Origin of the sequence: Falsirhodobacter sp. alg1 (assembly GCF_000739715.2) — a bacterium.
Lineage (GTDB): Bacteria > Pseudomonadota > Alphaproteobacteria > Rhodobacterales > Rhodobacteraceae > Falsirhodobacter.
Genome location: NZ_BBJC02000005.1, coordinates 249,938 through 272,063, shown reverse-complemented (window position 1 = coordinate 272,063; position 22,126 = coordinate 249,938). Strand labels below are relative to the sequence as shown.

19 protein-coding genes are annotated in these 22,126 nt (G+C 58.5%); 10 read left to right on the top strand and 9 right to left on the bottom strand.

The annotated features are described in order from the left end of the window. The first annotated feature begins 2 nt into the window (after positions 1-2). Positions 3-1,493 (top strand): tripartite tricarboxylate transporter permease, encoded by a 1,491-nt coding sequence (locus TR36_RS11480; RefSeq protein ID WP_045392377.1) that lies wholly within the window; start codon positions 3-5, stop codon positions 1,491-1,493. 68 nt (positions 1,494-1,561) lie between these two features. Here the strand turns inward: TR36_RS11480 and TR36_RS11475 are convergent, their stop codons facing one another. Both TR36_RS11475 and TR36_RS11470 read right to left on the bottom strand, forming a co-directional pair. After that, positions 1,562-2,695, bottom strand: coding sequence for a lytic murein transglycosylase (locus TR36_RS11475; protein WP_062763264.1), 1,134 nt, complete (start codon positions 2,693-2,695; stop codon positions 1,562-1,564). A 104-nt stretch (positions 2,696-2,799) separates the two neighbouring features. Next, positions 2,800-4,944, bottom strand: coding sequence for a histidine kinase dimerization/phosphoacceptor domain -containing protein (locus tag TR36_RS11470; RefSeq protein WP_052362638.1), 2,145 nt, complete (start codon positions 4,942-4,944; stop codon positions 2,800-2,802). A gap of 169 nt (positions 4,945-5,113) precedes the next feature. On the opposite strand from TR36_RS11470, the gene TR36_RS11465 reads away from it, so the two are divergent. From TR36_RS11465 to TR36_RS11435, 7 genes are all read left to right on the top strand, one after another. After that, positions 5,114-6,217 (top strand): PAS domain-containing protein, encoded by a 1,104-nt coding sequence (locus TR36_RS11465; protein ID WP_192841348.1) that lies wholly within the window; start codon positions 5,114-5,116, stop codon positions 6,215-6,217. Continuing rightward, positions 6,181-6,660 carry a response regulator gene (locus TR36_RS11460; RefSeq protein WP_202814415.1) on the top strand — a complete coding sequence of 160 codons (480 nt, stop codon included), beginning with the start codon at positions 6,181-6,183 and terminating at the stop codon, positions 6,658-6,660. Before TR36_RS11465 ends, TR36_RS11460 begins: the two co-directional genes overlap by 37 nt. Before the next feature lie 171 nt (positions 6,661-6,831). Continuing rightward, positions 6,832-7,935, top strand: coding sequence for an ABC transporter ATP-binding protein (locus tag TR36_RS11455; RefSeq protein ID WP_370553401.1), 1,104 nt, complete (start codon positions 6,832-6,834; stop codon positions 7,933-7,935). Between the two features lie 17 nt (positions 7,936-7,952). Continuing rightward, positions 7,953-9,023 carry an ABC transporter substrate-binding protein gene (locus TR36_RS11450; RefSeq protein WP_045392389.1) on the top strand — a complete coding sequence of 357 codons (1,071 nt, stop codon included), beginning with the start codon at positions 7,953-7,955 and terminating at the stop codon, positions 9,021-9,023. A gap of 16 nt (positions 9,024-9,039) precedes the next feature. Beyond that, on the top strand, positions 9,040-10,293 hold the full coding sequence (locus TR36_RS11445; protein WP_045392391.1) for an ABC transporter permease: 1,254 nt from the start codon (positions 9,040-9,042) through the stop codon (positions 10,291-10,293). Between the two features lie 3 nt (positions 10,294-10,296). Continuing rightward, positions 10,297-11,217 carry an ABC transporter permease gene (locus TR36_RS11440; protein ID WP_045392394.1) on the top strand — a complete coding sequence of 307 codons (921 nt, stop codon included), beginning with the start codon at positions 10,297-10,299 and terminating at the stop codon, positions 11,215-11,217. 144 nt (positions 11,218-11,361) lie between these two features. After that, a complete protein-coding gene (locus tag TR36_RS11435; protein ID WP_045392397.1) occupies positions 11,362-12,375 on the top strand; it encodes an Ldh family oxidoreductase in 1,014 nt (337 codons plus the stop codon). Positions 12,376-12,424: 49 nt separating this feature from the next. Here the strand turns inward: TR36_RS11435 and TR36_RS11430 are convergent, their stop codons facing one another. Together TR36_RS11430 and TR36_RS11425 are read right to left on the bottom strand one after the other, a co-directional pair. Further along, positions 12,425-13,834, bottom strand: coding sequence for a sugar porter family MFS transporter (locus TR36_RS11430; RefSeq protein ID WP_045392400.1), 1,410 nt, complete (start codon positions 13,832-13,834; stop codon positions 12,425-12,427). A 141-nt stretch (positions 13,835-13,975) separates the two neighbouring features. Continuing rightward, the gene (locus TR36_RS11425; RefSeq protein WP_062763316.1) at positions 13,976-14,674 is read right to left on the bottom strand and encodes a VIT family protein; all 699 of its coding nucleotides are present in this window, start codon (positions 14,672-14,674) and stop codon (positions 13,976-13,978) included. 180 nt (positions 14,675-14,854) lie between these two features. Here TR36_RS11425 and TR36_RS11420 point away from each other — a divergent pair, with 180 nt between their 5' ends. Continuing rightward, on the top strand, positions 14,855-15,106 hold the full coding sequence (locus tag TR36_RS11420; protein ID WP_045392403.1) for a hypothetical protein: 252 nt from the start codon (positions 14,855-14,857) through the stop codon (positions 15,104-15,106). 192 nt (positions 15,107-15,298) lie between these two features. On the opposite strand, the gene TR36_RS11415 is transcribed toward TR36_RS11420, so the two are convergent. Genes TR36_RS11415 through TR36_RS11395 form a run of 5 tightly spaced genes read right to left on the bottom strand, consistent with a single transcriptional unit; the run spans position 15,299 to position 20,406 of the window. Continuing rightward, entirely contained in the window at positions 15,299-16,426 is a 1,128-nt protein-coding gene (locus TR36_RS11415) for a Gfo/Idh/MocA family protein (RefSeq protein WP_045392406.1), read from the bottom strand. Positions 16,427-16,448: 22 nt separating this feature from the next. Beyond that, the gene (locus TR36_RS11410; protein ID WP_045392409.1) at positions 16,449-17,519 is read right to left on the bottom strand and encodes an ABC transporter ATP-binding protein; all 1,071 of its coding nucleotides are present in this window, start codon (positions 17,517-17,519) and stop codon (positions 16,449-16,451) included. A gap of 51 nt (positions 17,520-17,570) precedes the next feature. Further along, a complete protein-coding gene (locus TR36_RS11405) occupies positions 17,571-18,587 on the bottom strand; it encodes a hydroxyacid dehydrogenase (RefSeq protein WP_052362639.1) in 1,017 nt (338 codons plus the stop codon). 23 nt (positions 18,588-18,610) lie between these two features. Then, the gene (locus tag TR36_RS11400; protein ID WP_045392765.1) at positions 18,611-19,342 is read right to left on the bottom strand and encodes an SDR family oxidoreductase; all 732 of its coding nucleotides are present in this window, start codon (positions 19,340-19,342) and stop codon (positions 18,611-18,613) included. An 11-nt stretch (positions 19,343-19,353) separates the two neighbouring features. Next, positions 19,354-20,406 carry a LacI family DNA-binding transcriptional regulator gene (locus tag TR36_RS11395; protein WP_045392412.1) on the bottom strand — a complete coding sequence of 351 codons (1,053 nt, stop codon included), beginning with the start codon at positions 20,404-20,406 and terminating at the stop codon, positions 19,354-19,356. A 383-nt stretch (positions 20,407-20,789) separates the two neighbouring features. Here TR36_RS11395 and TR36_RS11390 point away from each other — a divergent pair, with 383 nt between their 5' ends. After that, a complete protein-coding gene (locus TR36_RS11390) occupies positions 20,790-22,094 on the top strand; it encodes an ABC transporter substrate-binding protein (RefSeq protein WP_192841347.1) in 1,305 nt (434 codons plus the stop codon). Positions 22,095-22,126: the final 32 nt, after the last annotated feature.

Below are 22,126 nucleotides of genomic sequence, written 5' to 3'. Positions count from 1 at the left end.
ATATGAGTGAAGTTCTTAACGGACTTGCGACCGGTTTCGGTGTCGCACTATCCCCGTTCAACCTTATGCTGGTGGCATTCGGCTGTTTTGCAGGAACGCTGATCGGTGCATTGCCCGGCATAGGGCCGATCAACGGCGTGGCGATCCTGCTGCCGATCGCCTATGGCCTTGGCCTGCCGCCCGAAAGCGCGTTGATTTTGCTGGCCGGCATCTATTATGGCGCAGAATTCGGCGGACGTATTTCATCCATCCTGTTGAACGTACCGGGGGATGCCGGAGCGGTCATGACCACATTGGACGGAAACCCCATGGCCCGTAAAGGTGAGGCGGGCAGGGCATTGTCCATCTCGGCTATCGCCAGTTTCATCGGGGGCACGGTTGCGGTGGTGCTGATGACGCTGTTCGGGCCGCTGCTGTCCAAATTCGCTGTTGCATTCTCTCCGTCCGACTACGTGGCGCTGATGGTTTTCGCCTTTGCTTCACTGGCCTCGCTGGTCGGGGCAAATCCGGTGAAGACATTGGTCGGCGCCTCCATGGGCCTGATGCTGGCCACCATTGGCGTGGATGCCAACACAGGGGTGACCCGTTATACATTCGGTGTGCCTGACCTGTTGGCGGGCATTGACTTTCTGATCGTCGTAATCGGTCTGTTCGGCATGGCGGAACTGTTCCACCTGGTAGAACAGCAGGCGACCGGGAAACTGAAAACGCTGCCAATCGACAGCAGCTTTGTGAAATGGGCCGACATCGTCTTTGGTCGTTGGACGTTGATCCGCTCTTCGCTGATCGGGTTCGTCATTGGTGTGCTGCCGGGCACGGGTGCTTCTGTTGCCTCGGCGGTGACCTATGGCACCGAAAAGCGGATTGCGGGCAAAAGCGGCACCTTCGGTGAGGGGGATGTGCGCGGGCTGATGGCACCTGAAGCTGCCAATAACGCCTCGGCCGCGGGTGCGATGGTTCCGATGCTGACACTGGGTATTCCGGGGTCCGGCACCACGGCAATCCTCCTGGGCGCATTGCTGATGTTCAACATCCAGCCCGGCCCGCTGCTGTTCACCCAGCACCCGGAAATTGCCTGGGGCCTGATCGCTTCGATGTATATCGGCAATATCGCACTGTTGATCATCAACCTGCCGCTGGTAGGTCTGTTTGCGCGGATGCTGACATTGCCACAGCATTACCTGACGCCGCTGATTGCCATTCTTGCCTTCATCGGAATCTACTCGATCGTCGGAAACCCTTTCGACCTGTTCATGATCATCGGGCTGGGAATATTTGGCTGGATCCTGCGCAAGCTCGATTTCTCGTTGGCGCCTGTCATTCTGGGGTTTGTGCTCGGATCCCTGTTCGAGAACAACCTGCGCCGCGCGTTGTCCATTTCGGGTGGTGACTGGGGTATTCTGGTACAGAGCTGGCAATCCCTGTTCCTTTATGGACTTGCAGTACTGGTCGTGATCGTGCCGTTGATCCTGTCGCGCCGTCGTCGCGCCTGATCCGGCAGCCTGCAGAAACAAGAACGCCCCGACAGACCGTCGGGGCGTTTTGCATTCTGGTTCCGGAATCAGCGCAGGCTTGCCAGCAGGGCCTGTGAACCGACGCCGGTGGCGGGCTGGCCGATACTGGTCTGATAGGCGCTGATCGCGGCTTTGCTTTTATTGCCAAGTACACCATCGGCTCCGCCGGTATCGAAGCCCCGCGCGGTCAGGCGCTGTTGCAGGGCCACGCGGTCGTCTTTGGTCAGACCGTTGGCATCGGGTGGGAAACTGCCGTGCAGCGGTCCTGCACCCCCGATGCGGTCCGCCAGATGGCCGACACCGATCGCATAGGAATCCGAATTGTTGTAGCGCTTGATCGCCCTGAAATTGCTCGTCACGGAAAAGCGGGGGCCGCCTGCCTGTGGCTGAATGATTGTGCCGGCAGGGGCATTATAGCCCACCTCACCGCCCCACCGCATACCGCGCGTCCAGCCACTGCGTGCAAGATAGGATGCGGTCGAGGCAAGGGAGTCGCTCGGGTCATCTTCCCATATGTCCCGTCGCCCGTCGCCGTTATAATCCACGGCATAGGCCAGATAGGAGGTGGGAATAAATTGCGTATGGCCCATCGCACCGGCCCAGCTTCCGGTCATGTTTTCGGGCGTCACGTCGCCGTTCTGCAAAATACGCAACGCAGCGATAAGCTGCCCTTCGAAAAACTCACCGCGCCGCCCTTCATAGGCTAGCGTTGATGTGGCGGAGATGACCGAGACACTGCCGCGCCGTTCTCCGTAAAAGCTTTCCAGCCCCCAAACGGCGGTGATGATCGTTGCATCAACGCCGTATCGGGCCTCCAGTGCATTCAGGATGTCACGGTAGCGGGCATAATTCGCACGGCCTTTGGCCACCCTTTCGTCGGATACGGCGATGGAGAGGTAATCCTCCAGTGTGCGGGAGGATTCCGGCTGGTTACGGTCGCGCGTGATGGCACCGGGCAAAAAGCCGGCTGAGCGGAAGGCGCTGTTCAGCGTAGACTGCGAAATGCCTCGAGACGCGGCACGGCCCTTGAATGCGGCGACCCAGGCATCATAACCCGCGTCGGGGGTCGGGCGAAGATCATCGGGCAAAGGTGTCGGCCCGCTGACGGTCATTGCCGGTCCGCCACAGCCTGCCAGAGTGACCGCCGCAAGGCCGAAGCTGAAAAAGCGTCTGTTCATCATGGTTACTGCCTGCCTCGTTATGTTTTGCAAGGCAGACTAAACGAACCAGATATGGCCGCAATCAGGCTTTTGGCCGCAGGCGCGGCCGTATTCCATGGGGCGGGTCAGATCCGGGCAGGATTTGACATCGGAACTGTCAGGGTGGTCCGCAACCCCGGCTCCATTCCTGTTTCCGTGATCGTTCCATCAATGCGCTGGACCAAGGCCTGTATCATGCTGGATCCGAAGCCTTCAGAAGTAGCCCCGGCCTTTTTGCCGATACCCTGATCCGTCACGCTGAGGCGAAAGCCCTGCTGCGTGGGGGAAAGATCGATCCGGATCGGTCCGGGTTGTCCACCGTAGGCATATTTCTGGCTGTTGGTCATCAGTTCGTTCAAGATCAGGCCGACATTCACCGCCTTGTCCGCCGAGACATCCAGAGGCGTCAGCGTCAATTGGGTCGCCTCACTCCAGCCGGGGTCGGATGATCCAAGCACATCCTGCACCAGTTCGTCCAGATAACGTCCCAGATCGACCGTCTCGACCCCATTCGCGCCGTAGAGTTTGCGGTGGACCATGCTGACTGCCATGATCCGTCGCTGTGCGTCCATCAGCCCGTCCCGCAAATCGCCAGCCGGGGCACTCCGCGCCTGCATCCGCAGGAAAGATCCCACAAGGCTCAGGCTGTTCTGGACACGGTGGTTCACCTCGCGCATCAGCCCGTCTTTTTCGGCCAACAGGTCCTCGTTCAGGGCGAGGGCGTGGTTCAACTGGCTGTTCATCTCGCGCAGTCGCAGGTTCAGCAGGGCTTCCATCGTTGCCTGCGTGACACGGGCCGCAGCCTCCACCTCGCCCATTGTCCATTCGGACGCCCGTCCATGTACGGTTTCGGACCATTTATCGAAGGATGCGCGGGGGGAAAGCTGACCCGATTGCGTGTCGGTCTGCATCTTGTGGGGATTGCCCGCCCAATCGATCTGTTTCAGCTTTTCTGCGCGGAACCAGAGGAAGGCGGTTTCATCCTCATCCAGAGCCTCGGTGCAGATCATTCCGCTGGCTTCGGCACGGAATGCCTTGGCAAAGCTGCAATGCTCGGACAGCCGGTCTGTACTGACCGTCCGCAGAGGGGAGAATGATTTTGCCCATATCACCAGTTCGGGAATGGCAGCATCCGGCGGGCAGGTTCCGCAAGTATAGAGTGCGCCATTGCGGACCACTGCAAATCCGTCCGCGTGAAGCATCTTGCGCAGATCCTCTCCGGCATCGGCCAGAAAATGCCCCAGGTCTGATCGGGTCCCGAGTTTGCGAAGGGCGGCATCCTGATGTGCGCGCAGGCGCAACCGCGCCCGATACAGATCCGTCGTCTCCAGCGCGCCGATCTGGCGTGACAGCGCCCCGGCCACCGTCAGGCAGGCCAGCCGCGACGGCATCGGAATATTGCGCGGGGTGGCATTGTGGCAGGCCACCAGCCCCCACAGTTTGCCATCCCGGATGATGCTGACCGAGGCGGAGGCCTGCACGTTCATGTTCTTCAGATAGACGAGGTGGATCGGGGCAACGCTGCGCAGGTTTACGTCCGACAGGTCGATCCCGACGATGGCCGGATCAGCCGACCGGATCGGCACCGGGGTATAGGCGGCATCAGGGATGACGCGGAATTTGTTGCGCATGTACAGAACGCGCGCCTGACGTGGTATGTCTGCGGCGGGAAACTGATGGCGCAGATAGGAGCGCATATGCGGCGCGCGGTCTTCGGCCACGACAATGCCGTCCGCATCCTCGACAAAGCGGTAGATCATGACGTGATCAAAGCCGGTTATCCGGCGAAAAGTCCGGGCGGCTTGAACGCATAGCGGAGCCAGATCGCCCGCATCTTCGAACCGGGCCTCGCATTCCTCGATCAGCGATAGAAAGCGGTGGGCCGGAACCTCACCCGCATTCATGGCTTCAAGCTCGGCGATCAGGTGGCCATCACTCGCGATGATCTGGCCAACAAATGTATCACGAACCCCTGAAACGCTATCCAGAAAGTAGCGCTGGTTTTCCTCGACGACCGGCAGATCCGGCAGGCCCAGCACATCCTGCAGGGTTCGTTTCGCCCAGTCCGCGGCGATCATCCCCTCCACATCGCCCGCAACACCTACAATTGCCCCGGTTTCCGCATCTGCAATCAACAGCAGACCGTGCGGCTGGATGGAGCCGGGAGTATGGATCGGCGCAACCTCACAGGCAGAAAGATCGACGTATTGGTCAATATCGCTGGATGACAAGCCTGATATTCTCCGTATCGGCAGCAAGATGAAGGCACTATGACAAGTCTTGCCTTATTTTCAAAATTTCAAGAATGGGGCAAGCGAGATTCGGACTGGAACCATGTAACGTTGGGACCGTTTTGTATGGTCATGTCCAATCAAGACTTGATGCAGGATGGAGCAGGATGTGCGCAAACACGATGATTGGCATTTGACGGACCGGCTGGACTATAGCCTTGGCCGGGGGGATCCGTTTGCCGCAGCCGTCAGGGCAACGCGCATGGCCATGATCGTGACGAACCCAGCACTGCCGGACAACCCGATCGTATTCGCGAATGACGCCTTTTTGAACCTGACCGGATATTCCCGCGAAGAGGTTCTGGGTCGGAACTGCCGTTTTCTGCAGGGTGCCGATACGGACCGGGCGACATTGGTTCGCCTTCGGGAGTCGATTGCAAAGGGGCAGGACACGGCGGTCGATCTGCTGAATTATCGGAAGGACGGCTCATCTTTCTGGAATGCCCTGTATATCAGCCCTGTCCGGGACGAGCGGGGAGAGATCGCGTTTTTCTTTGCATCGCAACTGGATGTCTCGGCGCGCGTGGAAGAGCGTCGCCGGATCGAGCGGCAAAAGGATATCGTAGAATCCGAGGTTCTCCAACGGACTGCCGAATTGGAGGCCGCCTTGACAGCAAAGATACAGCTGCTTGATGAGCTGGATCACCGGGTCAAGAACAACCTTGCCATGATCGGCTCATTCGTGCGGATGCAGGCCCGGACGGTAGACGACGAACGCCTGAAGCGAATGGCCGAGGCGACGATGGCCCGGGTGGAGACCCTGTCTACGGTGCATCGCCGTCTATACAACAAGGGTGATGTCCTGTCCCTGGATATCGGTGAATTTACCCAGAACATGCTGTATGCCGCAGTGCGCGCCAGTGGCGGCAACAACATGACGTTGAGGGCGAATACGACGCTTTGCGAAATCCGCCCTGATATTGCCCCGACGGTGGGGGTCGTGATCGGTGAGCTGGTTCAGGATATCACTCTTCACGCCGCCGATTGTGACGATGCTGTGGAGATCGGTCTGGAAATCGGCTGCGACATGTCGGCATCACGGGTAACGCTTTCGACGACCGCACCCGGATATGCCATCGGTGCCATGGATGATGACGGCCTGCGTCAGGTTCTCATCCGGCGGTTGGGGGGCGCATTGGGAATGACGTTGGACGAGAGCAGGAGCGGTGCCCGCAGTTGCCTGACCCTGACCATTCCGGTGTCACCGAAATGAGCGCGGCATTGAGGATCCTGATTGTCGAGGATGAGCCGTTGATCGCCATGGACATGGAGATGATGCTACAGGATGCCGGGCATCAGGTTGTCGGCGAGGCGACGACCGTATTCGAGGTGAAACGGCTGCTGTCCGGTCCGCAGCCAGATCTGGCCTGTGTGGACATGCAGCTGGCCGATGGGTCGAGCGGCATCGATGCCTGTCGGGCCATTCTGGGCCAGTGGCCGGATACGGTTGTTGTCTTCATCACCGCAAATCCGTCCATGATACCGGAGGATTTTGCCGGGGGGCATGGCGTCATTCCGAAACCGTTCAGCCAAGGCGGGTTTCTGGCGGCTATAGAATATCTGTGTCAGGGGATTACCGATCCGCCCCCCGATATGGATGTGCCCAGTAGTCTGCAGGCCACGCCTGCCTTTGCGCGCAAATGGCAGGATACCTGAACCGTCGACGTCAGCGTGTATAAATACGGGTTATCATTGTAGCAGAGATTGGCGTAGGTGCTCAATTAATGGGCGGGCATGGTCGATGTGCCCCGCCTGATGACGAAAGAGTGTCCGGATGTGCCGGTAGGCGGGCTTAACTGAACCCCAGAGGCGATCCCGGGGGACATGTTGTCGGTCAATCCACGTACAGACGGCTTTGTGGTTTTTGACCACGTTCAGAAAACCTACAATGGAGAAGATCTGGTTGTAAAAGATCTGGACCTGTCGATTGCCAAAGGGGAATTCCTGACAATGCTGGGGCCGTCAGGCTCTGGCAAGACAACTTGCCTGATGATGCTTGCAGGGTTTGAAACCGCAACAAAGGGCGAGATTTTTCTGGATGGTCAGCCTATCAACTCGGTTCCTCCGCACAAGCGCGGGATCGGGATGGTTTTCCAGAATTATGCGCTGTTTCCCCATATGAGCGTTGGAGAAAACCTGTCCTTTCCCCTCGAGGTCCGCGGGATGTCGAAGGATGCGCGTGAAGCCAAGATCATGCGTGCGCTTGATATGGTGCAGATGGGCAAATTCGCCAACAGGCGACCGGCCCAGCTGTCGGGCGGGCAGCAACAGCGGATTGCCCTTGCACGGGCACTGGTTTTCGATCCGGCACTGGTGCTGATGGATGAACCACTTGGCGCCCTGGACAAGCAATTGCGTGAACATATGCAGTTCGAGATCAAGCGGCTGCACGACGAGCTGGGAATTACAGTCGTCTATGTGACGCATGATCAGGGTGAGGCGCTGACGATGTCGGATCGCATTGCCGTATTCAATGATGGTCGCATCCAGCAGATCGCCCCGCCTGCGACGTTGTATGAAACGCCGGAAAACCTGTTTGTTGCCAGCTTTATCGGGGAAAACAACCGGCTGGAGGGCAAGGTCGAAGAGATTACGGATGGCCGCGCCCTGATCCGCCTGACCTCGGGTGAAGTGATTGCCGCAACGGCCGTGAATGTGCATCGCAAAGGGCAGCGGACCGTGGTGTCCATCCGCCCCGAGCGCATAGAGTTCAAACCCGAGATGATGTCCGATGGCGCCCATACGCTGGATGCCACCGTACTGGAGGTTGTCTATATGGGGGATATCCTGCGTGCCCGCCTGCGCGTGGCGGGCACAGACGAGTTCATCATGAAATACCGCAACACGATCGGACAGACCCGGCTTGAACCGGGCCAGACGGTGCGGATCGGCTGGCATCCCGCAGACGCGCGGGCGCTGGACCCAATTTGACCCACAGGGAGAGTGCAATGAAGAAACTGCTAGGGCTGACAACTGCGGTGGCGCTTTGTGCCGGTGCCGCAAATGCGGATGTGACAGTATTGGGATGGGGGGGTGCCTATGGCCGCGCACAGACCGAGGCCCATGTGAAGCCGTTCCAGGCGGAAACCGGCATCAAGGCTACGATGACCGACACCGACAACCCCGCGGCTCCGATCAAGGCGATGGTGGAGGCAAACAACGTCACGGTGAATATCGTCTCGTTGGAATATGCGGATGTGGTTCGTCTGTGCGATGAGGGGCTGCTGGAGGAGATCGATCCTGCGGAGCTGGCCCCGGCCCCGGACGGTACGCCGGCCGAGGAGGATTTCTTGCCGGGCGCATTGAGCGATTGCGGCGTTTCCACTGATGTCTGGGCGACGGTGTTCGCCTATGACGATACCCGTTTCCCCAATGCTAAACCTACGACAATCTCCGATTTCTTTGATCTGGAAAAATTCCCGGGCAAACGCGGGATTCGCAAGGGCGCCAAGACGACGTTGGAAATGGCCCTGATGGCGGATGGCGTTGCTGCGGACGATGTTTACGACATGCTGGAAACCCCCGAAGGGCTGGAGCGAGCCTTTGCCAAGCTTGATACGATCAAGAATCAGGTGGTTTGGTGGGAAGCGGGCGCACAGCCACCCCAACTGCTTGCAGATGGTGAGGTGGTGATGTCCACCGTTTACAATGGTCGTATTTTTGCCGCCGCGATGACGGAGAACAAGCCGTTCGTTACCGTATGGGACGGGATGCAGTATGAATTCGAAGTCTATGCCATTCCGGTCAACGCCCCGGATATGGAAGATGCCAAGAAATTCCTGAGCTATGCGACGGATACACAACATTTGGCGGATATGACGAAATACATCAGCTATGGCCCTACGCGGAAATCCACTGCGGCCATGCCGATGCTCTGGGAGGACGGCATCACGGATATGAAGCCGCATCTGCCGACCTCCGAGGAAAACATGACCAACTCGCTGGAAACGTCATTCGAATTCTGGGTGGATTACGACTCCGAACTGAACGAGCGTTTCAACGCGTGGCTGGCCCAATAACCGGCAGGGGATGAGCATGACAGAACAGGCGGCAGACCGCTCGCCCGAGATTGGCGGCCGTGCCTTGAAACGGGCGATGGCAAAGGCGCAGGGGCGTGCAAAGCGCCGTGCTGTCCTGCTGGTTGCTCCGTTGCTGCTGTTCATCCTGATAACTTTTGTGGCGCCGATCGGACAGATGCTGTTCCGGTCGGTGCATAATGACGGATTTTCGGCGAATATGCCGGCCCTGGCGGCGTGGTTCGCTGAAAACCCGGAAGGCACCATGCCGGATGAGGCTGCCTATGCGGCACTTGCCACCGACCTGAAAATGGCACGCGAGAACAAGACAGCAGGTACGGTCGGTACGCGCATCAATTATGAAATCGGGGGGACACGATCCCTGTTCACCTCCGGCGCTCGGAAGGCCGAGGATCTGAAGCCACCCTTTGCCCGATCAGTGCCGGAAATGGACGAGGATTGGGCCGATCCGCAGCTTTGGCAGGTGATGCGTACCGCCAGCTCGGCCTATACCGCCAGTTTCTATCTGGCGGCGCTGGATCTGACACGGGATGCGGACGGCCATATCGTGGGCGTGGAGGAGGGACGTGCGGTTTATGTGGGGCTGTTCTTCAAGACGCTCTGGATGTCGGGGTTGATCACGGTGCTGTGCCTGATCCTTGGCTATCCGGTAGCGCATCTTCTGGCGACGCTGCCCTTGGCCAAGTCGAATCTATTGATGATCCTTGTTCTGCTGCCGTTCTGGACCTCTCTGCTGGTTCGGACCACCAGCTGGATGGTTCTGTTGCAGGAACAGGGAGTGATCAACAACACATTGGTGGCCACCGGTGTTCTGCAGGATGATAACCGGCTGGCGATGATCTACAATCAGACCGGAACCATCATCGCGATGGTCCATATCCTGTTGCCCTTCATGATCCTGCCGCTTTATTCCGTCATGCGCCCGATCAAGCCACATTATGTGCGCGCAGCGCGCAGCTTGGGGGCAACGAGCTGGACGGCGTTTCGGCGGGTGTATCTGCCGCAGACGGTTCCGGGCATTGGGGCTGGGGCCTTGCTCGTGTTCATTCTGGCCGTCGGCTATTATATCACGCCCGCATTGGTGGGCGGCGCCAGCGGGCAGCTCATTTCAAATCTGATCGCCTATCACATGCAGGACAGCCTGAACTGGTCCATGGCGGCGGCCCTTGCTGCCATTCTGCTGGCTGCGGTTCTGGTGCTTTACTGGCTTTATGACCGGCTTGTCGGCATTGACAACCTGAAGTTGGGGTAACGCATGGCCGTACCGATTTACGCATCACCGCTGGAACGGGTCTGGTATTACGTCTATCGGGTGCTTTGCGCGCTGATCTTTCTGTTCCTGATCGCACCGATCCTGATCATCATTCCCCTGAGTTTCAACGCTGAGCCGTATTTCACCTTTACCAGCAAGATGCTTGCACTGGATCCTACGGGATATTCCGGTCGCTGGTACGACATGCTGCTAACCTTCGGGATGCAGGACCCGGATGCGCCACGGGGGTGGGCATGGTGGGCCGATGTTTGGGAAAATGCCCGATGGGTCGGAGTTGCCAAGAACTCGGTTATCGTCGGCGTGTTTTCAACCCTTCTCGCCACCGTGCTGGGAACTGTCGCGGCACTTGGATTATCGCGACCCGAAATGCCGTTCCGGCGTGTAATCATGGCTGTTCTGATTTCACCGATGATCGTACCGATCATCATCACGGCGACGGGACTTTTCTTTTTCTATTCCGCCATCCGGATCGGGGATTGGGGTATTCCCTATCTTGGGCTGGTTCTGGCCCATGCAACCTTGGGGATACCTTTCGTAATCATCACGGTAACGGCCACACTTGTCGGGTTTGACCATTCCCTTACGCGGGCCGCGGCGTCACTTGGCGCCAGCCCGCGCAGGGTGTTTTTCAAAGTGGTCATGCCGCTGATCATGCCGGGGATGATCTCCGGAGCGCTGTTTGCCTTTGTCACCTCGTTTGACGAGGTTGTTGTGGTGCTGTTCATTGCCGGCCCGGACGAGCAGACCATTCCACGACAGATGTGGAACGGTATACGGGAAAGCATCAGCCCCGCCATCCTTGCCGTGGCAACAATTCTGGTGGTTGTTTCCATCCTGCTTCTGGCAACGGTTGAATTGCTGCGCAGGCGTTCCGAAAGGCTGCGGGGCGTTTCTGCAGGGTAACGCGTCATTCTGCCGCAATCCTGCCGGTTTTTCCGTTATACCATTGATATAAAGTGCTGCGATGCATCAGTAAATAGATATGACAACTGATTGACAGTTTGAGGTGTCGGGTGGAACGTGGCCGCGCTTAATCAGGAGCGTGGAATGCACACCGCCGAATATCCATCGATCACCAGGGATGAGGCCGCCTTGTTGGCCCGGACCATACTGACAGCGGCAGGGTTTGCTGCGCCACACGTCGCCGTCATGTCCCGTAACATGCTGGACGCACAGGAACAGGAGTGCCATTCCCACGGCCTTTACCGTCTGATCCTGTGTAGCCGCGCGGCACGGCAGGGGGGTGTGGACCCACAGGCAATGCCGGTGATATCCGACGCGGCGGCGGGGTTGGTCAGGGCTGATGCGCAAGGGGGCTGTTCGCTTCTGGCATTCGAGCAGTCGCTGGATATGCTGACCCGAAAGGCTCGGCAGACAGGCCTAGCCGCACTCGCGATTTCCAATTGCTACCATTATTCGGCGCTCTGGTGGGAAGTGGAGCAGCTTGCAGCTCAAGGGTTTGTCGGTTTGGCAATGACACCCACGCATCCCTATGTGGCCCCCTTTGGCGGAACCGTTCCGCTGCTGGGGACAAACCCTCTGGCATTTTCCTGGCCCCGCCCGGATGGCAGCCCGCCCTACAGCTTTGATTTTGCAACCAGCGCCGCGGCCCGGGGGGAGGTGGAATTGAAGGCGAGGACCGGCGAGGCTTTGCCCGAAGGTTGGTCACTGGATGCGGAAGGCAATCCAACAACCGATGCGGAGGCCGCCTTGAACGGTGCATTGCTGACGTTTGGCGGGCATAAGGGGTCGGCCATTTCCACGATGATCGAATTGTTGGCAGGCCCCCTGATCGGAGAGGTCGCCGGTTATCAGACTGCGCCGGCGGGGACCGATCCGGCCAGACGGGCCACGCATGGAGAGCTGATCCTGGCGTTCGATCCGAAGGTGTTCGGCGCCGATTTTTCAGGGGCGGAGGCCCTATTCGACCAGATCATCGGTACGGGCGCGCGGTTGCCGTCACAACGGCGGCAGACTGCCGGAGCCGCGAGTGCGAATGCAGGAAAAATGAAGATCGAGGCAGGATTGCTGGCAGAGCTACGGCGGCTTGCCGAGGCCTAAATATCGTGTGGCGCGCCCTTTGGGCGGGCGCGCCGGTGGTGCATGGGGATCAGCGTTTCCCCATGTCCTCCAATGTCATCCCCTTGGTCTCTTTCAATCCGCGCCATACAAAAACAAGCGATAGGAATGCGAACAAAGCGTAGAGGCTATAGGCAAAGTCCAGACCGATCCCTGCGAGAATAGGGAAAGTCGTACTGACGACAAAGTTGGCCAGCCATTGTGCGGCTCCGGCCAGACCCAGAGCCATACCGCGGATGCGGTTCGGAAAAATCTCTCCCAGCAGGACCCATACGGCGGGCCCCCAGCTTGCGGCAAAGCCGAGAATAAAGACGTTTGCTGCAATCAGCGCTACAACACCCCACGGGCTTGGCAGGCTGACGGCGCCATCGATCGTGACCGAATAGCTGAAGGCAAGTGCCATGACAGCCAGTGCAATCGCCATCAGGGCGGAACCGCCCAGCAACAACTTGCGCCGGCCCATGCTGTCGATCAGTGCAATCGCGATGAAGGTTGCGGCAATATTAACAATCGACATGAAGACCGAGATCATGAAGCTGTCGGATTCCTGGAACCCGACCGATTGCCAAAGCGTCGTCGAATAATAGAAAATGACGTTGATGCCGACGAACTGCTGAAAGACGGAAAGGATGATCCCGATCCAGACGATCGGCAGGAAATAGAAGCTTCCGCCCAGCAGATCCTTGAAGGACTTGCGTTCCTCGGCGTTGACCGTTTCCCGGATGGTGGTGATTTTGGCGGCGACCTGCGCCGCAGGTACGCCGACTACATCGCGCAATACGGCAGAGGCTTCCGGCTCGCGGTTCTTTTCCACCAGAAAGCGCGGTGATTCAGGCAGACGCAGCGCCAGAACGCCATAGGCAATTGCCGGAACCAGTTCCGACAGGAACATCCAGCGCCATGCCGCATAGCCGCCCAGCATACCTGCCGCGCCGCCTGCAAAGCGCGCCAGCAGCGCACTGACCAGCAGTGACAGGAAGATGCCCGTTACAATAGCCATCTGCTGCAGGGAACCAAGCCGACCACGATTGCCCGATGGCGAAACCTCGGCGATGTAGGCCGGTGCGATGACGGATGCAAAGCCGATACCGATGCCCCCGATGGCCCGCCAGATAATCAGGTCATAGGCCCCGAATGCCATGCCGGAGCCGATTGCACTGACCCCCAGCAGGACGGCTGCGATGACCATCGTGCGTACCCGGCCGATCCGTTCCGAACAGACGCCTGCATACCACGCGCCCAGCATCGCACCCAGCAGCGCGCAGGATACCGTAAAGCCGATCCCTGCCGCCGAAAGGCCGAATTGGGCGCGGACGGCGTCCACGGTACCGTTGATTATGGAACTGTCGTAACCGAACAGAAATCCGCCGAGTGCGGCTGTTCCTGTCACCAGCATCAGATGGCGCGACAGGACGCCATCATGATCGTTGGATGTTGTCATGTGGCATTCCCTCTGTTTGCCCGCGAGGGTTTGCATAATCGAACCGCGTTTTGCGCGCCATACCTTAGGGGGTGCCGCACCTCGGTTCAGCCGCTGTTTTGGCTGTGACCTTGCGTAAGTCCAGAGGGCGATGCCCTGCGGCTACATTGCAATTCCGAATATCCGGCCCACACCCGCAGTAGCGGCCATGGCCAAAGCGCCCCAAAGCGTGACACGCTTCGCAGCCCTGAAGATTCCGGCACCACCAGCGACGGCACCCAATGCGCCCAACGTCCCCAATCCGGCCAAGGTTACCAACGACACGGTCAGCACGACATGCGATACAGGCGTTGCCACGGCCACGATCAGCGGGACCACGGCCCCCCCGGCAAAGGTCAGTGCAGAAACCACGGCCGCCTGGACGGGCTGTGCCGTCACGGTGGTTGAGATGCCCAGTTCATCCCTGGCGTGCGCGGCCAACGCATCGTGCGCTGTCAGCTGCACGGCGACCTGCCGGGCAAGCAAGAGATCCAGGCCGCGATCCAGATAGATCTGCGTCAGCTCATCCAGTTCTTCATCAGGGGTATCACGCAGTTCTGCGGCTTCCCGTTCAAGGTCTGCCTTCTCCGCATCGGCCTGCGAACTGACGGAAACATATTCGCCAGCGGCCATGGACATTGCGCCGGCAACCAAACCTGCCAATGCGGCAACAACGACCTGGGACTGGCTCGACCCCGCGGCTGCAACCCCCACTACAAGACTGGAGGTGGAAAGGAGTCCGTCATTTGCCCCCATCACGGCAGCCCGCAACCAGCCGATGCGATGAACGAGGTGCTTTTCGATATGGGTATCCAACGTCATGCCTGATGCCCCTGTTTGCCAATGCAGATTTGCATTGTGCATAAACAGTTAAGACGGTCTTTCCTCCGCGCCAAGTCTGATATTGAGATGCCGGATTTAATTTTGTTGCCTGCGTGCTTTGTAAGCTAGGCGCAAGATTCCCGGGCTATGGTGGTGTCAAGACACGTTAAGGAGAGCGCTATGAAGCATCTGATCGCATCGGCTATTGTTCTGATCATGGCCGGATTATGGCTGCCTGCATCCGCAAGCAGGCATTGTGGTGTTGCCCATACGCCCAACCCCGTCGCTTCGATGTTTGGCAGTAATCAAGGCATTGATGATACTACGTCTGAGCCCGCCTGCTATGCCATCCAGAATGGTGCGACGCTCTGCGCCGTAGAGTTCGACACTGTCTCCTTCGATCAGACCGATGAAGAGGATCATGGCGGATGATGGTTCACGGTCTTCTGCATGTGGTCCTATGTCTGATGGCAGCAGCAGGATTTGCGTGGCACGGGTCTTATGTCAGGCCACCCCTAGCTGTGAAGGCTAGATGCGGCGGGTGAGCCGGGACCGGATCATCCATGGATGTCGCACGCTTTTGCATAGCACCTGCCCCTTTGTCGGGGCAGGTGATGCCGCCGGTCAGGCCAATGCGGAAACGTCTGTCCAGTTTTCCGATTTGCGGATGATCTCGATCAGCCGCTGATATTGGCTGCCTTCCTTGAAGGTCGGATAGGGCTGCACGGTTTCGCCGCGGATATCTTTGACGAACTCCCGTGCAAGGAAGTGCCAGCACTGTTCGGTTTCACCTTTCACATCAGGCATGTTGGAAATGATCTCCTGAGGCAGGGGGAGCTCCTTCCATTTCCCATCCGGCCCGGCAATCGAAAGTTGACCGCTGCCGTAATGCCCCTTGATGTAGATTGCGCCCTTTGTTCCGTAAAAGACGATATGATCCTCGTGGAAGCGGGGAACGAGACCGCCATGCTTGAACAGAACCGAAACCGGCTTGCGGGCAAGCTCGCTCTGGATTTTTGCAAGAACGGTATAGGACCATTCGACGTTGCTTTCGCCCCATTCAAGGGACGGGTCATCCAGATTGTCAGGCATGAAATCCCGCCGCGTCGCAAAATTATGGACACCTTTGACGATCGGCGCCCGCTCCATATCATCCCGCACATCGCCCATGATCGACAACAGGCGATCTCCGACCACATCGGTTACGATGGACAGGGTGTGTGTGAAATTATTGTTCAGACGCCCGCCACCTTCTTCGGCACGGTGTGACCATCCGAAGGGAATTCCCCGCTCGAGGTTGAAATGCGACATGCATTCAACTTCGGTGGGCTCTCCAATCGAGCCCTCGGCTACAAGCTTTTTGGCATGCTGGACGCTGGGGGCATAGCGGAAGCTGGCGGCATAGGCTGTTTTGACATTCTTCTGCCGGGCAAGTTCATACAGTTCAATCGCGGTCTGCGCGCTTTCGGTCATCGGCTTGTCGCAGAACACATGGCAGCCGAATTCGATCGCCTGTTTGATGGGCGCATAATGCGCGCCCCCGGGGGTTGCGATGGAAACGATGTCCGGCCGGCAGGTTTCCAGTGCCTCGGCCCAATCCGTTCCGGCATAGGAAATGCCCAAGCTTTCGGCGACCTCGGCAACGACATGCGGCGTCCGGCCAACGATACCGACGATATCCGCCCCTGCTGCGCGAAAGGCTTCGGCGTGACCTTGTCCGGCAAAACCGGTTCCGGAAATCAATACTTTCATTTTTCCTCCTTCGAGGCCGCGGTCAAACCCGTCGGCCCGTCTGTTTGTCAAAAACATAGACTTTCTCTGGATCGACCGAGGCCGCGATCTGTTCGCCGGCTTTCAGCAAAAGACCGCCCTCCAGCACGGCCATCACCGGCACTTCACCCACCTTGAAAGTGACGTGGGTCTGTGCGCCGGTAGGTTCCACCAGGGTGATCGTCCCTGCAAGCGCGGTTTCGCCAGTATGCAGGACAAAATGTTCGGGGCGGATCCCGACGACGACCTTCTGCCCCTCCTGCACGTGCTGGGTGCGATGCAGGCGGACCAATTGGCCGCAGGGCAGTTGTGCCGCCATCCCCATATCGGTGCTGACTGCCGTCGCATCGATCAGGTTCATTGAAGGGGTGCCGATAAAGCTGGCAACGAACAGATTGTCCGGTTCGTTGTACAGTTCGATCGGGCTGCCGACCTGCTCGATGTTTCCGCCGCTCAGGATGACGACCCGGTCCGCAAGTGTCATAGCCTCGATCTGGTCATGGGTCACATAGATCGAGGTAGTCTTGACCCGTTGGTGCAGGGTTTTGATCTCGGATCGCATCTGAACACGCAGTTTTGCATCCAGATTGGACAGAGGCTCATCGAACAGGAACGCGGCGGGGTCACGTACGATGGCCCGGCCCATCGCAACCCGTTGGCGTTGCCCCCCCGAAAGCTGCCCGGGCTTTCGGTCCAGCAGAGCGTCCAGCTCCAGAAGCTTCGCCACTTCCTTCACCTTGGTGTCGATCTCGGACCGCTTCAACCCGGAAAGTTTAAGGTTGAAGCCCATGTTCTGAGCCACGGACATATGCGGATAGAGGGCGTAGTTCTGAAAGACCATCGCGATATTACGCTCGCGCGGTGTCAGGCTGTTCACGATCCTGCCGTCGATCAGGATTTCACCGTCCGTCGCCGGCTCCAGCCCTGAAATGATGCGGAGCAATGTGGATTTGCCACAGCCCGACGGGCCGACCAGTGCCACGAATTCGCCGTCTTCTATCTTGAGATTAACGCTGCGAATAACCTCGACGGCACCAAAGGCCTTTTTCAGCCCCGATATCTCTACTGTCGCCATGTTCCTCCCCTTCTCTGTTGCATATGCTCTGACTGCGCAATCCGCCCCTCCTCAGGCGAGGACTGCCGCCTTTTCGCATGGAATTTCTTGCCGCAGGGGCAGCCCGTTGAAAAAGAGGCGAACCTCCTCCACCGCTGACAGTCCCTGCATGGTATAGGTATCACTGGTGTGGCCCGCGCAGTGCGGGGACAGATAAACGTTGGGCAACCGCCGCAACGCGTCTCCCTCGGCCAAGGGTTCTTGGTCGAATGTATCCAGTGCCGCGTAGATTTTCCCTTCCTGTAGCGCCTCCAGCAATGCGCCCGGTTCCAGCAATCCTGCACGTGCCGTGTTGACCAGCAGGCCGCCGCGGCCCAGCAAACCCAGATGGCGCCGAGTTATCATGCCCGAAGTTTCGGGCAGGTTGGCCGCATGCAGGCTGATTACCGAACAGTGCGTGAACAGATCATCAAGCGACAGCAGCGTCACATCCAGCTGCGCCGCCTGTTCCGCACTGACGAACGGATCGAACACCGATATCCTGCATCCGAATGGGCGCAGAAGATTGACGACCAGCCGCCCGACGTATCCCAGCCCCACAATGCCGACATTCTGCGCTGACAGCATCTGGCCGAGATTCCGCTCACGCATTTCCGTCCATGTCAGTCCGGTACGAAAGCCTGCATCCATTGCGCGGTGGCGTCGCAGATGTGCGAGGATCTGCGTTATGGTAAATTCGGCCACGGCATGGGCAATGACGGGGGCGGCATGACTGACGCGAATGTCACCGGCCATCAAGGCATCCTGGACGCCAAGCGGTTTGACGGATCCGGCAGCGTGGGAAACGAAGGCAATGCTGCCCCGCGGTGCAAGCGCATCCTTGGGAATGATCGGGCTTTTCCAGCCGGTAATCACGGCCGGTACATCGGTCAGGTGATTTGCCAGATTGCCGCCCGCCAGCACGTCGTCCGGCAGCAGCACGGGCGTTGCAAAAGCCGAAAGGGCGTTCATCGCAGGTACGGGCATGATCCGCCCACGCATCTCCTCCGGGATCAGCACGGCAACTTTGGGTTGTATGGTATCTTTCATTATCTCCCCCTTCTGCCGCTGGGTCATCGTTTTGCGGGCTGTATGACCAGTTCCGATACATGCGCCCGTTCGGGCAGTGTGATGACAAACATGCAGGCCTCGGCGATATCCTCAGGCTGCAAGGCGCGGGCGCGCATTTTATCCGTGGGCGGGGTGGGGCGTTTTTCCAGCAGCGGCGTATCCGTCATACCGGGCAGAATGGCCGTGGCGCGGATGCCGTTCTGCCATTCCTCTTCCATGATCGCATGGGTCATTGCCATCACGGCGGCCTTTGTTGCCTGATAGGCTGCCCCCGAGGGGTCCGGCTTTTTTGCTGCGGTAGAGGAAATGTTCACCAGAAGCCCGCCACCGCGTTTGCGGAACACAGGCACCATTACCTGCGCCAGATTGAAGGCCGCGTTCAGGTTCGTGTCGATCATCGAGGTCCAGGAACTGTCTGTCAGCTCCATGAATGCGCGTTGAACCAGATTGACACCGATGGAATTGACCAGCGTATCTACTGTCGCCAAGGCGGCCTCATGCTTTGACAATGCGGCAGACAGGGCGGCTCTATCGCTTGCATCTGCCTGAATGCATAGGATGTCGGCCGCACCCAGATCCTGCACCTCGCGCCGGATTTCTTCCAAACGATCCGGATCGCGGCCGATCAGCATCATTGCGGCCCCTGCATTTGCTGCGGCACGGGCCGTCGCGCGGCCCATGCCGCTGGTCGCGCCTGCAATCAGGATATGACGACCCGAGAGTTGTTTTGCCATGCTCATATCGATCAAGCTTTCCTTGGGTTCGGGGCGGCGGTAGAGGACCGGACGATCAGCTCCGGGCGCATTTCGATGTATGGATCATCGATTGCACCATCGGTTCTCAACGCCTCGATCAACTTGGCGACCACCAGTTTGGACATCTGTTCCAGCGGCTGCTGGATGGTTGTCAGCGGCGGCGACATGACCTTTGCCAGGTAGATATCGTCAAATCCGATCACCGACAGATCTTCGGGAACGCGGTAACCCAGTTCACGGGCGCCGGACAGCGCGCCAATGGCATACATGTCATTGATGCAGAACACGGCGGTGGGCGGGTTGTTCAATGTCATCAGTTCGCGGATTGCGGACCGGCCCAGCTCTGCTGCCTGGCTGTCGCCAAAGCCGGAGGCATTCCGGCCGAGCCACAGCAATTCGTCATCCAGTTCCACCCCGACCTTTGCCAGCTCTGCCCGCAGACCATCCAGCCGTGCGATCCGGCTGGACGTGCCGATCGGGCCGGAAATGAAGCCGATCCGCTTATGACCCAGCCCGACCAGATGCCGTGCCGCCATGCGGGCCCCCGAGATCTGGTCGATGCTGATCGAGCAGGACAGCAACTGCTGGATACCTTGGGTATTTCGATCAAAGGCGGCAATCCGCATACCTTTTTCCGCCTGCTTCTGCAGATGGTCCAGCGACACGGGGGATGACCCCAGAATTACCCCTCGGATGCCGGAACTGTAGAGGGATTCCAGATAAGCCGCCTCGGTATCCGGATCGCGTTCGGCGTTGCAGATCAATACCTGGTAGCCATGGGCTTTGGCCTCTTTCTCGATCACCTGCGATGCGTTGCCCCAAAACGGGTTCGCCACGGAAGGAACGATAAGCCCCAATGTCCTGATCTGCCCTGACTGCAATTGCCGCGCCACGGCGTTCGGGACGTATTTCAGGGTCGATATCGCGTCCTGCACGCGGCACAGCGTGTCATGCCCCATCTTGCCATGGCGGCCGTTTATGACATTGGAAACCGTGCTGACCGAAACACCGGCCATTTTCGCCACATCCTTGATACCGGCCATATGTACCTTCTCTTTCGGAAAGCGTAGGGCCAATCCTGCCCGAAGCCCTGCGTACCAGTCAGATCTGTGAACTGGTAATACGTTACACATAGTATTCAGGAATGGATTCATATTTCCAGCCAGAAAATGATGTGACAGCGATATATCTGTTTTTCTGCGCTAAGTAGCTATTGTAGCTATGTATATGTAATATTCTTGGGGCCATCCTTGAATCTGACCTGTGGCGGCTTCCAGCTTATCATTCCAGATTCGCCGATCATCATACATATATTTTCTTGATCGATGTGTAACGTTTGACTAACGTCTGATTCCATGGGCGCAGGTTTATGAAAGGGATTTGTCAGCGGCGCCCTGTTCCGGTCACAGCCACGGGAGGGGACGAAGTGACTATTTCGCAAACACGCAGAAAATTTCTGGTACATGGTGGGGCAGCGTTCGGAGGATTTGCGCTGACGGTCATGTCCAGAGGTGCATCTGCACAAGCCACCAAGCGGGTCCGTTTCAGCGGCTTCGTTGAATCCGAAGAACAACTGGCAACAACGCTCAAGACGCTGAAGGCGTATGAGGCCAAGAACCCCGGGGTGCAGATCATCCCCGAATTCTCCAGCTTCCGCTCGTTTACAGACAAGCTTGCAACCGAGGCTGCCGGTGGAAATGCCCCGGATATGTTCAGCGTGAACGTTGATCTTCTGGCGGAATACGCGGCGCGGGGGGTGCTGGCCCCGTTGACGGATTGGATTCCGAATCCGCTGGATGTTTCCGGTTATCAGGCGGGCAGTATCTTTTCCTGCACTTATAAGGACGAAATATACGCGATGCCGAACGATGCCATCGCAACCGCCATTTTCTACAATCCCAAAAAGTTCGAGGATGTCGGTGTCGCCGTGCCGGACAAGTTTTACACATGGGAAAAACTGCACGAAACCGCTGTAGCCCTTGGAAAAGAGCACGGCCGCGGATTCTGGGGCATTGAGGATGGTGGCGGGAACAACCTGCCATGTGACATCTATCTTCGCGCTAAGGGAAAATCCCTGTTTACCCCCGAACATTCCATCGGGTTCGAGGCCGCAGATCTGGCGGAGTGGTTCCAGTTCTGGGAGGATATGCGCCAGGACGGGGGCGCCCCACCGGCGGATGTACAGGCGCAGGCCGGCGATAACTCGGCCACGCTTGGTATCGTGCGCGGCCGGGCGGCAATGTTGCTGCAAACCACAGACAGCTTCGTCGGTATTGGTTCGTTGATGGAGGATCCGCTAGACCTGATGATGATGCCCAACGGATTTGAGGGCGGCGAGATGAAGCAGCATCATTACGATTATGCGGGGAATTCCACGGGTATCTGGTCTCGTGCCACCGATAAGGATCTGTGTGTCGACATCATCAACTTCATGCATTTCGATCCTGAAGGGGTGGAGATGTATTATACCGGCAGCGGTATGATCCCCGCTTCGACCGCAGGGCTGGAGAAGTTCGGGACCAGCGGCACGGATGCGGAAAAAAAGCTGGTAGGCTACCTGCGGATGCTGCGGGAAGAGCCTGCGCCGTCGCGTCGTCCCGGTGTCGGGGGGCTTAGCGGGATGTTCAAGCGCGCGAATGAGGCCGTGGCCTTCGGTGATGCCACCCCGCTGGAGGTGTCCGAAACCGTTGTTCGCGAAATCAACGAAAAGCTCGCGGCGCTCAACAACTGAGGCTCTCTTTTCGGACGTTCCGGGCCAAGGCG

Excerpts from the sequence above, each read along its gene's own strand:
- TR36_RS11480 (WP_045392377.1), top strand. The coding sequence starts at position 3 with ATGAGTGAAGTTCTTAACGGACTTGCGACCGGTTTCGGTGTCGCACTA.
- TR36_RS11475 (WP_062763264.1), bottom strand. The coding sequence starts at position 2,695 with ATGATGAACAGACGCTTTTTCAGCTTCGGCCTTGCGGCGGTCACTCTG.
- TR36_RS11450 (WP_045392389.1), top strand. The coding sequence starts at position 7,953 with ATGAAGAAACTGCTAGGGCTGACAACTGCGGTGGCGCTTTGTGCCGGT.
- TR36_RS11445 (WP_045392391.1), top strand. The coding sequence starts at position 9,040 with ATGACAGAACAGGCGGCAGACCGCTCGCCCGAGATTGGCGGCCGTGCC.
- TR36_RS11440 (WP_045392394.1), top strand. The coding sequence starts at position 10,297 with ATGGCCGTACCGATTTACGCATCACCGCTGGAACGGGTCTGGTATTAC.
- TR36_RS11435 (WP_045392397.1), top strand. The coding sequence starts at position 11,362 with ATGCACACCGCCGAATATCCATCGATCACCAGGGATGAGGCCGCCTTG.
- TR36_RS11430 (WP_045392400.1), bottom strand. The coding sequence starts at position 13,834 with ATGACAACATCCAACGATCATGATGGCGTCCTGTCGCGCCATCTGATG.
- TR36_RS11425 (WP_062763316.1), bottom strand. The coding sequence starts at position 14,674 with ATGACGTTGGATACCCATATCGAAAAGCACCTCGTTCATCGCATCGGC.
- TR36_RS11420 (WP_045392403.1), top strand. The coding sequence starts at position 14,855 with ATGAAGCATCTGATCGCATCGGCTATTGTTCTGATCATGGCCGGATTA.
- TR36_RS11415 (WP_045392406.1), bottom strand. The coding sequence starts at position 16,426 with ATGAAAGTATTGATTTCCGGAACCGGTTTTGCCGGACAAGGTCACGCC.
- TR36_RS11410 (WP_045392409.1), bottom strand. The coding sequence starts at position 17,519 with ATGGCGACAGTAGAGATATCGGGGCTGAAAAAGGCCTTTGGTGCCGTC.
- TR36_RS11405 (WP_052362639.1), bottom strand. The coding sequence starts at position 18,587 with ATGAAAGATACCATACAACCCAAAGTTGCCGTGCTGATCCCGGAGGAG.
- TR36_RS11400 (WP_045392765.1), bottom strand. The coding sequence starts at position 19,342 with ATGGCAAAACAACTCTCGGGTCGTCATATCCTGATTGCAGGCGCGACC.
- TR36_RS11395 (WP_045392412.1), bottom strand. The coding sequence starts at position 20,406 with ATGGCCGGTATCAAGGATGTGGCGAAAATGGCCGGTGTTTCGGTCAGC.